Below are 12,578 nucleotides of genomic sequence, written 5' to 3'. Positions count from 1 at the left end.
AGGAAAAATCTCGGCCTGAAAGATGCGCTGATCCGCCGGAAAAGGAAATGCGACGGAGAGCCGGCGGCGCTCCGTCGCATTGGCTCCGGGAGGTTATTCCACCCAAGACTGGCTGACGATCCAGTAGAATTGTGGGCTGAAGGTGAAGTTCTTCAGCCTGGACGAGATGACATCGACCCGCTTCGGCGTGAACAGGACGGCGACCGGCGCCTTGTCCGTCACCGCCTTGTCGATGGCGGTCCAGAGTGTCGCGCCCTTGGCCGGATCGGCGATGGTGGCTGCCTCTGCCTCGTCCATCGATGCGTCGATCGACTTGTCGCAGAACCCCGAAATATTGACCGAGGCGTCGGAACCTGGCGTAAACGAGGCACAGCTGAACAAGACCTGCAGGAAATTCGATGGCGCCGGGTAATCCTGGAACCATTGCGAGATCGAAATCTGCACCTTGTTGTTGGTGTTCTGGATGTAGGTGAACTGGATGTTCTGCGAAATCGGCTTGACCGACGTCTTGTAGCCAAGCTGGTTGAGCACGTCCTGCAGATAGACGCCGATCGCCTTGGAGACAGTGGTGTCCTCGGTGATGATCGTCACCTCCTGACCTGCGGTTCCCGATTCAGCAACCAATTGCTTGGCCTTATCCATATCCGGCGCGGACCACTTCTCACCCGGATTGGCGGTGAACGGGCAATAGGCTGCGAATGACGGGAAGCCCGGCGGCAGGATCTGACAGGCCGGCTGCGCCAGATTGCTGCCGCCGAAAAGCTTGACGATCGCGGCGCGGTCGATGGCGAAGTTCACCGCCTGGCGAACGCGGATGTCGTTGAACGGCGCCAGATTGGTGTTCATCGGCGCGTACCACATCGCCGTCAGCGGGTGAACCGTGACCTGCTTGGCATATTTGGTGCCGAGTTCGGCGAGACGGTCGGACGGCGGCGGATCGAACATCCAGTCCGCCTGGCCATTCTCGACCGCCGTCACCGCCGCCTCGTCGGTAAGGCCGAATTCATAGTCGATCTCGTCCGGATATCCGGCCGGCTGCGCTTCCTTGCTCCATTCCTTGAAGTGAGGGTTGCGCACAATCTTCATCAGCTTGTTGGGGTCGTAGCTGGCGATCATATAGGGTCCGGTGCCCGGAATCGGATCGGTGCCGACGTCCTTGAGCGGCGCGCTCGCCGGCAGGATCGACGCGTGTGGAACGGCAAGCTTCTGCAGGAACTCGGCATCCGGCTGGACCAAGTTGAAGGTAATGGTTCCGGCCGCATCGTCGACAGACAGGCCACCTTCGAGGGAGCATGTCGCGGGCGCCTTCAAGCATGCATCCGCGCCGATGATGCCTTTGTAGAAGGTCCCGGCCGTCGGCCCGCTGATCTTGAAGATGCGCTGGAACGAAGCGACCACGTCTTTGGTCGTGACGTCCGAGCCATCGGCGAACTTGATGCCCTTGCGCAGCTTGAAGACATAGGTCTTGCCGCCGTTCTCGACCTGCGGGAGGCTTTCCGCCAGGTCCGCGACGACCTCGAAGCCGGTCTTGTCTCCGGCCTTCCTGTAGGTCACCAGGCCATCGTAGAGGACATAATTGATCTGGAAATACTGCAGCGTGTAATTGATGTGCGGATCGGCGGTGCCTGCCGCGGCATTGGCCAGCAATCGGAGCGTGCCGCCTGGCTTGCCCTCGGCGGCCAAGGCACCGCTTGCCGGCGACATCATCGTCACGCCGAGCAGAGCCAGCCCGGGTATCAACGCTGCAAATGCTTTTTGGGGTCGCATATTTGTTCCCTCATGGAGGCGTGTCGGCTTTTGCCGCGCTGAATCCGGTCGATCGACCGCCGCGCGGCTGAAAACAGTCCTGGGTTTGCGAACGGCGTTCGCTACTTCGCCCAATCGCAAAAGACTACGGCGAGCGAAGCCGGACGGGATAGCTATTAAGATAGATAGGGTCGGACAGGCTTATTCCCGCCTATATTGTTGAGCAGTCGCCCGACATGGCTATTTGACAAGCAATCATCAGCGGGTAAGCTTGCCGGATGCAAAGCCTTCCAGGCGATCTAGAGAGCCGGTTCCGAACTGGAATGAGCATCGACGCTGCCATGGCGATGGCGACGGAGGTGCTGGAGCCCATCGGTTTCACCGCATTCATCTACGACTATACGCCGGTGCCGGTCAGCCACAAGGGCGAGCTTATCACGCCCTCGCTGATGGCTCTGCGCAACGTGCCGCGCGACATGCAGGATCTCTGGTGCAAGGGCGGATATTATCAGCTCGACCCGGTGCAGGAGGCCGCGCTCGCGGTATCGAGACCGTTTCTCTGGTCGCACAACGGCGTTCAGAGCAACGTCATGCAGCGTGTGCTTCAGTCCAAGCACGATCCTGTGGTCAGCTATCTGCTTGACACGAGGATGACCTGCGGCGTCACCGTACCCATTCGCCTTGCCGGCGGCGATCTCGCCACCTTCACCGCTATCCGTGCCGATCCGGAGGCCGGGTTCGAGGCCGAAGCCAGACCCTTCATCGCCGAGATCGGCGATCTGGGTCATCTGCTGCATGATTCCGTCTATGCCGGTTTCGATGCTGGAATCCGCACCTGCCAACATGTCCATCTGACGTCGCGCGAACGCCAGTGCCTGCGCCTGGCCGCTGCCGGACTGACGGCCAAGCAGGTCGCGCGTGAGATTGGCCGCGCGGTGCCTACCGCAACGCTGCACCTCAACGCGGCGACGCGAAAGCTTGGCGCGCGCAACCGCTTCCATGCCATCGCGCTCGCCGCCCATTACCGGCTGCTTGAACCGGAGCATTGAGGCTCTCGACCTGCGGGCGATCGGCCTTGCCTCGGGCAAACTCATAACCGGCAAACCTATAAATAGTGCTAGCTGTAAATGCGCCGGGCCGCTTAGTACCGTCGGCCGCAAAACAAGGCTTGGGAGGGTCCACACTTCGGCTCCTGCCGCGCCATGATGCGGAGCTTTGATTGTGACGGCGCATGCGATCACCGAAAGATTTAGCCAATACCAGGGCTATCGCACCTGGTACCGAGTGACCGGAAACCTCACCTCGGGCAAGCTGCCCCTGATCGTCGCTCATGGTGGACCGGGCTGCACGCACGACTATGTGGATTCATTCAAGGAGCTTGCCGAAACCGGACGAGCCGTCATCCACTACGACCAGATCGGCAATGGCAAATCGACCCATCTGCCGGATAAGGGCGGTGACTTCTGGACCGTCGATTTCTTCCTGGGCGAACTCGATGCGCTGCTCGCCCATCTCGGCATTGCCAGCCGCTACGCCCTGCTGGGCCAATCCTGGGGCGGCATACTTTCGGCCGAGCACGCGGTGCGCCGCCCGGAGGGGCTCAAGGCATTGATCCTGGCCAATTCGCTGGCCTCGATGGTGCTGTGGGTGAAAGGAGCCCGGCAATTGCGCGCCGGGCTGCCAGCCGATGTGCAAAGCGCGCTCGACCGGCACGAAGCGGCAGGAACCACCGATCATCCGGAATATGTTGCGGCGACGAAGGCTTTCTACGACCGCCATGTCTGTCGCGTCGTTCCGATGCCGCCAGAGGTCGCCCGGACATTTGCGGCAATCGAGGAAGATCCGACCGTCTATCACACCATGAATGGTCCCAATGAGTTCCACGTCATCGGCACGATGCGGAACTGGACCATCGTCGACCGCCTGCATCAGATCGAGGCGCCGACCCTGGTTTTCCGCGGCTTCTACGACGAAGCGACCGAGGCCTGCGTCCAGCCCTTTCTGGATCTTATCCCGCACGTCGAAGGTTTGGTCTTCCCGAATTCCAGCCACATGCCGCATGTCGAGGAAAAGCACGACTGCCTCGCCGCCGTCGGGCGCTTCCTGGCCAAATACGACTGACGTTCCAGCACGCCCTTCAGCCTGCGGTGGCCGAAGACGAGTGACAGTCCGCTCTCGGCGAGGTCGGCGAGCAACTCCTCGTTGCCGCCGCCGGTGCCATGACGATGCCGTCGATGCGGCGCTCCAGCACCCGGTCGATCTCGCGCGCTTCGCGTGCCGTGTTTCTCCTCGGTGCTGAACAGCAGAATATTATAGCGCTCGGCGCGCTGGTGGGCTGCGTCTCCAGTCCGCGTACGAACTCGGCGAAAAAGGGATTGGTGACGTCCGAAATCGGCGCGGCGATGGTGCCGGTCTGGGCGGCGCGCAGGCTGCGCGCTCAGCCATCCGGCCGATATCTCAGCCCGCTGAGCTGTCTTGAGCTTCTTTTGGTCTCGACGCTCAGGGCGCGCGAACCGTTGCCGACAGGCGAGACCATCGCGGCCGACGCCGAGTGCGAAGGTGCCTGCAGGTATGGAACGTGTCCACCCCAAGTTTCGCCAAGCACGTTGCAACCGAATCTATTAGCCGGCGTTAAAGTGCGGGTGGTTTAGCGGGAGGCTTTCATGCAGACGTATCTCGTCGAGCGTATGGACGGCGACGATGTGATCTCGGTGCGCGTCGTCAACGCGCCGAGTCCGTTCAAGGCTGCGGCCATGGTGACCGATGGACATATTACCTTCCGAAAGTGGGAAAAAGACTGGATCCGCGTGACTGACGAAAATCGGGGACAGATCTATGCATATTGTTTTGTCGCCGGCAGCTACTCCGATACTGAACCATTGCCGGTATCGCCCGGGAGAACCACAGAATAGGCAATGTGCCTGAATAGCGGCGATTCCGTCTTCGATCCCACCTTGGCAGATGTGTAACAGGCGTTGCCAACTTGGCACGAACGCCAGTGCTCGCTGCGTCAAGCGCACCACGCGAGCCCGGCATGATTGGCTCTGCCGGCGGCTTGCGAAACAGGCGAAAGTGACTAACCAAGCGTCCTTGGGCGAAGATCGGGGCATCATCAGAATGATCGATGAAAAGATTGGGGCGGGAGGCGATAAGTGATCCTAATCTTAGCGTGGGCAACTCATGTCTTCGGCATATTTGGGATCAGAAGTCGCGGATCAGGATCTAGCGGTGGATTGTCAGACAACGACCTCCAATAAATGGTCAAGTGTTCCACAATACGCACTGGATCAGGGTGGTCCGGTACTGCGCCCATTTCAAGGATTGGGCACCGATTTTACCAACGTTGCCGTATTCGATCACCTGAGAAATATGGTCCGCCAGTACCCCGACAAGCTTGCAATCAGCGACGGCGCCAATCGTCTGACTTATTCCCAGCTTCTCCGGTCAGTTGAGACGCTGTCCTACCAGATCGCTGCCGCCGTCCCAGACGGACAGGCGATAGGGATTCTTCAGGCCAACTCGGCCTGGTATCCCATCGCCATGCTGGCAAGCATGACGGCTGGGCGACTTTCGGTGCCACTCAACGCGCGAGATCCCAGCTCGCGGATCCTGGAAATCGTGGCGGGGGCGCGGCTCTCGGCCATCCTGGGCGAGGGCAATGTCCGACCCGCCGGTTTGCCTCACCAAGTCAGTTGGATCGATGTGCCCACCAGTGCGGCCTCGCAATCGGTACAAGTGCCTCAGCCTTACCCCGTCTCGGTCGATGCGCCCGCCATCGTGCTTTATACGTCAGGGAGCACAGGCCGCCCCAAAGGCATCGTTAACAGCCAGCGCAGCTTGCTGTGCCGGGTCCAGCAATATGTCGATGCATGCCACATCAACTCGGATGATGTTTTCCTGCCATTGACCGGACCCGCCACAATCGCCGGGTACCGGGAGATTCTTGCAGCCCTTCTCACCGGGGCCACTTTGCATCTGGTCGAAGTCGAAGCGGTCGGCTTGCGCGCCGTTCAGCGCCTAGTGCGATCCGAAGGCGTGACAATCACCTATCTGGTGCCGGCGCTGCTTCGCGCGCTCATGGCCGACGGACCTGCTGAAGCGTTCCATTCGCTTAGAGTCGCCCGGATCGGTGGCGAGAAGGTGCCCTGGACCGACATCGCACTGCTGCGCAAGGCCGTCTCCGATACGTGCCTCATCCAGATCGGTTACTCGTCAACCGAGACCACCGGCTCACAATGGTTCTTGCCGCGAGACTGGCCGGAGCATGGAGATTCGGTTCCAGTTGGTTGGCTGCTGCCTGGAATCACCTTCGCAATTGTCGACGAAGCGGGCCGCTGCGTTCAATCGGGCCGCAGCGGAGAGCTTCTGATCAGGAGCCCGTATGTCTTGCTTGGCCATTGGGAGGACGGGGCGGTTATGCCGGCGACATCAGATCCGGACGATCCAGGCCTTCGGATTTTCGCGACAGGTGACCTCGTCCGACTTGATAATCAAGGCTTACTGCACATCGTCGGTCGCAAGGGACGGCAGGTAAAGATAAACGGTCGACGCGTCGAGCCAGCCGAACTCGAACGGGTGCTGCGTTGCGCGCCTGCTGTTGCGGATGCCGTGGCAATCGTGACTGCGGCCAATGAGCTTGTCGCCTTTGCCGTTCCTCGGCGCTCGGCCGAAGCGAGCTTTTCGGACGAGCTTCGCCAGCTTGTGAGGACCAATCTGCCACCGCCGCTGCGTCCCTTGCGGTTACACACGATCGCCGAGATCCCGCGTCTGCCAAGCGGCAAGGTGGACATCTCGACACTTGCAGAGATGGATCTTTCAGCCAGAGGGACGGCAGCGACGGCGCGTCCGCTCGAGCCGCGAGGCAAGCTGACGGCGCAGCAGATCGTCCAGCGGGCGTGGACCAGCATCCTCAATACGCGCGTAGCGGCGGGACGCTGGGATGACGCCGGAGGAGACTCGCTGAAGCTGCTGCACTGCGTCATGGAAATCGAAAGCGCCATCGGGCAGGAACTCGGCCTTGAGGCGTTCACCGTTGGAATGAGCCTGGACGAGATGGTCAAGGCGGTCGCGTCTGCACAGGCAGGCGACCAAAGCGCGCGCGCCCAGAAGCATGATCCTCCAATTCTTTTTCTGTTCCCGGGATCCGTCGGCTACGGCCCGAGCCTTGCTGCCTTTGCAGCAGCGATGGGCAAGATCACCCGCGTTGCCCCGATCAGGTACCCAGCCCTGACCATGATCCTGCGCGGGCAAAACAGCCTCTCCGACATGGCCGATGCCGCCGTCGAGCAGATCCGCCGCGCTCAACCCGCGGGTCATATACGACTTCTCGGTCATTCGCTCGGCGGTGCTGTCGCTTTCGAAGTTGCGGCGCGGCTGCTGGCCGCGGGGCGGACCGTAAGGTTCCTTGGCATTCTCGACACCAGTCTCGTCGGCGAGCGAAGCGCTCGCTGGGAGACGTTTACGCGCACATTCAATCGAATCCGAACCAACCGCGTATCCGCTTATCGGATGGCTTGCCGGGCCCTCGCGAAAGTCGCCGTGGCAATGCGGCGCGAGGCGCAACTGGTCCGGTTTCTCGATCGTTTCGCTCAGGGACAGTTCAACGCGACGAGTTTTAGAACCAAACTGGAACTGCAAGAGGTTTTGCGCGCGCGAGCCTTCTTCCAGTGGGTGGCCGAGCCAAAGCCGGCGCTGCCGATCACAGGCACCCTGTTCCGCTGTGCTCGACCCGGAATGCCTCTGGCCATCGGCTGGGATCGCGCTTTCGGACATCTGGACGTGATTCCGATCGTCGGCAGCCACATCGATCTGGTCGTAGAACCTCACCTCGCCACCAACCGCCCGCTTATCGAAAAAGCGGTGGCGCAAACCTATTCGCCAACCGAGTCTCGCAAACTGGAGTACAAGCTATCGACCTGATCTCAACATTCAGCAAGGACGCGCTTGTGCTCGACGCTGCTGCGGAGGTCGATCGCATCGTCCAGATCCTGCGCCAGCAGGTCCTTGGCACGCTGCGACGTCGAGGCGCGGTTGTCGGCCTCTCAGGCGGCATCGACAGCTCCGTCGTCGCGGCGTTGTGTGTTCGCGCCTTTGGGAAAGACAAGGTCCTCGGAATATTCATGCCGGAGCGCCACTCCTCCGGTGACTCGCTAAGGCTTGGCCGCACTGTCGCCGCACAGCTTGGCATCGATGCGATCCTGGAGGACATAACACCGGCCCTCGAAGCGATCGGCGCCTATTGTCGGCAGACCGAGGCAATCCAGACTGTCGTTCCCGACTATGGGGACGGCTGGAAATGCAAGCTGGTGCTGGCCTCAGTTCTCGAGAGCAATGGTCTCAACATCACGCGCCTCACGGTTCAGGACCCTGAGGGCAGGACCGACACGGTGCGTCTGCCGTCGGCAGCCTATCTGCAGATCGTCGCCGCAACCAATTACAAGCAGCGCCTGCGCAAGATGACCGAGTACTATCATGCCGACCGCCTCAACTACGCGGTAGCGGGCACGCCGAACCGCCTGGAATACGACCAGGGCTTCTTCGTCAAGCAGGGCGACGGAATCGCCGACCTGATGCCAATCGTTCACCTCTACAAGACCCAGGTCTACCAGTTGGCCGAATATCTTGGGGTGGAGGAAGAGGTCCGGCGCAGACCGCCCACCACGGACACCTTCTCGATGGCGCAGAGCCAGGAGGAGTTCTACTTCGCACTGCCTTATTATCTGATGGATTTGTGCCTCTACGGGTTAAACCACGGGATCGCTAGCGAAGACGTCGCCGAGGCCACCGGTCTCACCGTGGTGCAGGTTCAGAAAGTTTTCAAGGATATCGACAGCAAACGGCGCGCCGCACGCTATCTTCACGCGCGGCCGTTGGTGTCCTCTTCAATGGGCGAGGGCTAGGCGATGTGCGGCATCGCCGGAATTGTGTCGCTGAGCGCCGCCGCGGCGCCCCCTTCCCGTGATGCGCTGATGCGCATGGTAGGCACACTGGCGCATCGCGGCCCGGACGAGCGCGGTCTTTACCGGGACAAACGTGCGGGATTGGCGCATGCCCGTCTGTCCGTCATCGATCTCGCCAGTGGCCAGCAGCCACTCGCTGGCGCGGGCGACACAATGTGGATCGTCTTTAACGGCGAGATCTTCAATTACATCGAGCTGCGACAAGACCTGGTCGCGCTCGGTTATCGCTTCCGCACACGCAGCGACACGGAGGTCATCGTCCATGCCTATCATGCCTGGGGCGAGGCCGCCTTCGAGCGGATGAATGGGCAATGGGCAGTCGCCATTTGGGACTCCGTGGCGGGTCGACTCGTCTTGTCGCGGGATCGGTTCGGCATCTGTCCGCTGCATTTTTGCGAGCACGGCGGACGGCTTTACTTCGCCAGCGAGGTGAAGGCCATTTTCGCGGCCGATGCGGATATACCCCGCGCCTTCGATCCAGCCGGCATCGATCAGACTTTCACGCTCTGGACCGTCGTGCCGCCACAAGGCGTGTTTGGAGGAGTAAGCGAACTCACTCCAGGGCACATTCGCATTTATGACAGTGGCATCGTTCGCGAGCGGGCTTTTTGGAAGCCAAGCTATCCAGAGGTTGACGGACCCGGCGATGACGAATTCGCCGGTTCACTTGATGACGCGGTGGAGGAAGTGCGCGGCGCCCTGGAAGCCGCTACGGCGCTCAGGATAGTACGCGCCGACGTGCCGGTCGGCTGCTATTTGTCCGGCGGGCTCGACAGCTCGCTGGTCGCCGCGCTTGGAAGACGCTTCGCCGGCGGGCGCTTCCAGACTTTCTCCCTGCGTTTTGCCGACGCCGAGTATGACGAGACTCATTTCCAGCGCCTGGTTGCCGGCGTGGCGGGAAGCGAGCACCATGAGGTGGTTGTTTCGCGCAGCGATATCGCTGGCATCTTCCCTGAGGTGATCTACCACACCGAGCGGCCAATCCTCAGGACCGCGCCGGCGCCGCTGTTCCTGCTATCGAGACTGGTGCGTCAGCATGGCATCAAGGTCGTGCTGACCGGCGAAGGGGCCGACGAAATGTTCGCCGGCTACGATCTGTTCCGCGAGGGCAAGGTCCGCCGTTTCTGGGGACGCCAGCCCGCCTCGACGCGACGCTCCCGGCTGCTGGAGCGCCTCTATCCCTATCTCAGCCGCTCGCCGGTGCAACAGCAGGCGATGGCACGCCAGTTCTTCGGGCGCGACATCCACGCCCATGACGCGCCTGGTTTTGCGCATGGCACGCGCTGGCGTACCACGAGCGCTATCAAGCGGCTGTTTTCGGCAGACATGCGGGCCCAAACGGAGCGCCGCAACGCCGTGTCCGAGCTGCTTGCCCGCCTGCCGGCGGAGTTTTCGCGATGGGGCTCCCTTGCGCAGGACCAGCATATCGAGATCCAGACGCTGATGTCGGGATACCTGCTTTCATCGCAAGGGGACAGGATGCTCTTGGCCCATTCCGTCGAGGGGCGCTTCCCATTCCTCGATCATGAACTCGTGAGGCTCGCGAATTCGCTTCCGGCCGCCTATAAGCTGCGCGTGCTCGATGAAAAGCATGTTCTGAAGCGTGTGGCGCAACCGATTGTGCCGTCGGAAATCGTCACTCGCAAGAAGCAGCCCTACCGGGCCCCCAACGCGCTTTGCTTCGTCGCCGATGGCGCTCCGGCCTATATTCGCGAAGCACTTTCGGAGGCGGCGCTGCGCGAGGCAAACGTCTTCGATCCTAAGTCGGTTGCCCGTCTCCTGAGCAAGTGCCAGGCCAGCGCCGGCGGCGCCGACCTGTCCAACTCCGACAATATGGCGCTGGTCGGGGTGCTGTCGACGCAGCTTCTTCATGAGCAATTTATCGCGAGCCGACCAAGTGGAGCTCGCACGCTCAAGCTCAGCGTCGATATCGACCGCGAGCATCGCGCAGAGGTGCTCGCATGATGCATGGCGCCGTACCGCTCCTGCACGACTATCTCATCCACTCTGCCAGCCGGCTCGGCGGGAAGGTGGCCCTGGTGTGCGGTAATCAACGTGTCACCTACGGCGATCTCGATATGCGCTCGAACGCCATAGCGCATCATTTGAGCCAGGCCGGAATCGCGCGCGGCGATCGGGTGGTGATCTTCGCCGACAACACTGTCGAGGCCGTCGTCGCTTTCTGGGCCGTGCTCAAGGCCAACGCCGTGGTGTGCATCGTCAATCCACTCACCAAAAGCGACAAGCTTGGTTATCTGCTCAACGATTGCCGCCCGACGGCACTGATCACCGACAACCACCTGCATTCGATTTTCAGGGAGCCGGCGCGGAATTGCCCATCGTTGCGCTGCATGATCGTCTCCGGGCCGATCGAACGCGACGACCTGCAAGAACTGCCGCATGCTGTGCGCTGGGAAACTGCGGTCGCGGCAGCCCGCAGCACGCCGCCCGCGCGCCGCTGCATCGATATCGATCTTGCTGCAATCATTTATACGTCCGGCTCGACGGGCGAGCCCAAGGGCGTGATGCTGACGCACCGAAACATGGTTGCCGCGTGCGCCTCGATTTCCTCATACCTGGCGCTTGCTGAAGACGAGGTGATCCTCAACGTCCTGCCGCTCGCCTTCGACTACGGCCTGTACCAGATGATCATGGCATTCGGCGCGGGCGCCCGGCTGGTGCTTGAACGCTCGTTCGCCTTCCCCGCGCAGATCCTTGGGCTGATCAAGCAAGAAAGGGTGACGGGCTTTCCCGGCGTACCGACCATCTTCGCCGCACTCGGGGAGCTCAAGTCTCTCAGGGATCAGGATTTTTCGAGTATTCGCTATGTCACGAACACTGCGGCCGCTCTGCCGCTCAAGCACATTCTCCTGCTTCAGGAGCTATTTTCTCGTGCCCGTATCTATTCGATGTACGGCCTTACCGAATGCAAGCGCTGTACCTACCTGCCGCCGGAGGATCTCGAGCGAAAGCCGTTGAGCGTCGGGATCGCCATCCCCAATACGGAAATGTGGATTGTCGACGAGCATGACAGGCGGGTCGGCCACGGTGTCGTTGGCCAGCTCGTCATCCGCGGAGCGACGGTGATGAAGGGTTACTGGGGCAAGCCGGAGGCGACGGCCAGGAAGCTCAAGCCCGGACCGCTGCCGGGCGAGCAGGTCCTGTACACCGGCGATTACTGCCGGATGGACGCCGAGGGCTACCTCTACTTTGTCGGTCGCGGCGACGAGATCATAAAATCGCGGGGCGAGAAGATAGCGCCGAAGGAGGTGGAAAACGTGTTGATGGAGATTGCGGGCGTACGGGAAGCCGCGGTCATCGGCGTTCCGGACGAGTTGCTTGGACAAGCAGTGAAGGCATTTGTCGTGATGGAGCAAGGAAGCATGATCGGTGAAAAGCAGTTGCAGAAAGAGTGCCAGAGACGACTGGAAAACTTCATGGTTCCAAAGTCGATCGTCATCGTACCCAGTCTGCCGATGACCGACACGGGCAAACTCAAAAAAACCGCCCTGTCATGAGTCGGTATCAGGGCGAAGTTGATCAGCATTCATTTTTTGTACCGGAGGCGAAATCAATGTTGTCTACCAAGGATAGAACCGATACCTGCAGCGATCAAATTCGCGCTTTCCTGGCGTCGAATTTCTATATAGCCGATCCAGAGAGCCTGGAGAGCGACACCTCGCTTCTCGACCAAGGCATCGTGGACTCGACGGGGGTGCTCGAGGTTATCGGCTTCATCGAGGAGACCTTCGGCATCACGGTCGAAGACAGCGAGCTGCTGCCCGAGAATCTCGATTCCATCGAGGGAATTGCGCAATATGTCATGCGCAAGAGAAACTGATTTGCCGACATCTCGCGCAACTCTGTTTCAAG

General features: G+C 61.0%; 10 protein-coding genes. 9 read left to right on the top strand and 1 reads right to left on the bottom strand.

Annotated elements, in window-relative coordinates:
• Positions 1–93 precede the first annotated feature (93 nt).
• A complete protein-coding gene (locus NKH63_RS13130; RefSeq protein WP_352917942.1) occupies positions 94–1,767 on the bottom strand; it encodes an ABC transporter substrate-binding protein in 1,674 nt (557 codons plus the stop codon).
• A 302-nt stretch (positions 1,768–2,069) separates the two neighbouring features.
• On the opposite strand from NKH63_RS13130, the gene NKH63_RS13125 reads away from it, so the two are divergent.
• From NKH63_RS13125 to NKH63_RS13085, 9 genes are all read left to right on the top strand, one after another.
• Positions 2,070–2,795 carry a LuxR family transcriptional regulator gene (locus tag NKH63_RS13125; RefSeq protein ID WP_023718543.1) on the top strand — a complete coding sequence of 242 codons (726 nt, stop codon included), beginning with the start codon at positions 2,070–2,072 and terminating at the stop codon, positions 2,793–2,795.
• Between the two features lie 172 nt (positions 2,796–2,967).
• Positions 2,968–3,867, top strand: coding sequence for a proline iminopeptidase-family hydrolase (locus NKH63_RS13120; RefSeq protein ID WP_352917941.1), 900 nt, complete (start codon positions 2,968–2,970; stop codon positions 3,865–3,867).
• A 98-nt stretch (positions 3,868–3,965) separates the two neighbouring features.
• A complete protein-coding gene (locus NKH63_RS13115) occupies positions 3,966–4,397 on the top strand; it encodes a hypothetical protein (protein ID WP_352494498.1) in 432 nt (143 codons plus the stop codon).
• Positions 4,398–4,409: 12 nt separating this feature from the next.
• The gene (locus NKH63_RS13110) at positions 4,410–4,658 is read left to right on the top strand and encodes a hypothetical protein (RefSeq protein WP_023718545.1); all 249 of its coding nucleotides are present in this window, start codon (positions 4,410–4,412) and stop codon (positions 4,656–4,658) included.
• Between the two features lie 268 nt (positions 4,659–4,926).
• Positions 4,927–7,665, top strand: a complete 2,739-nt coding sequence (locus NKH63_RS13105) for an AMP-binding protein (protein WP_502896326.1) — start codon at positions 4,927–4,929, stop codon at positions 7,663–7,665.
• The gene (nadE, locus tag NKH63_RS13100) at positions 7,662–8,645 is read left to right on the top strand and encodes an NAD(+) synthase (RefSeq protein WP_031193946.1); all 984 of its coding nucleotides are present in this window, start codon (positions 7,662–7,664) and stop codon (positions 8,643–8,645) included. Before NKH63_RS13105 ends, nadE begins: the two co-directional genes overlap by 4 nt.
• A 3-nt stretch (positions 8,646–8,648) precedes the next feature.
• Positions 8,649–10,670: an asparagine synthase (glutamine-hydrolyzing) gene (gene asnB / locus NKH63_RS13095; RefSeq protein WP_023718548.1), complete on the top strand. Its 2,022-nt coding sequence runs from the start codon at positions 8,649–8,651 to the stop codon at positions 10,668–10,670.
• Positions 10,667–12,223, top strand: coding sequence for a class I adenylate-forming enzyme family protein (locus tag NKH63_RS13090; RefSeq protein WP_023718549.1), 1,557 nt, complete (start codon positions 10,667–10,669; stop codon positions 12,221–12,223). Before asnB ends, NKH63_RS13090 begins: the two co-directional genes overlap by 4 nt.
• A 56-nt stretch (positions 12,224–12,279) precedes the next feature.
• Positions 12,280–12,546 carry an acyl carrier protein gene (locus NKH63_RS13085; RefSeq protein ID WP_023718550.1) on the top strand — a complete coding sequence of 89 codons (267 nt, stop codon included), beginning with the start codon at positions 12,280–12,282 and terminating at the stop codon, positions 12,544–12,546.
• Positions 12,547–12,578 lie beyond the last annotated feature (32 nt).

This window comes from Mesorhizobium sp. M0960, assembly GCF_040319055.1.
GTDB lineage: Bacteria > Pseudomonadota > Alphaproteobacteria > Rhizobiales > Rhizobiaceae > Mesorhizobium.
Note: the sequence above shows the minus strand (reverse complement) of the source record. Positions and strands in the feature narration are given on the sequence as shown.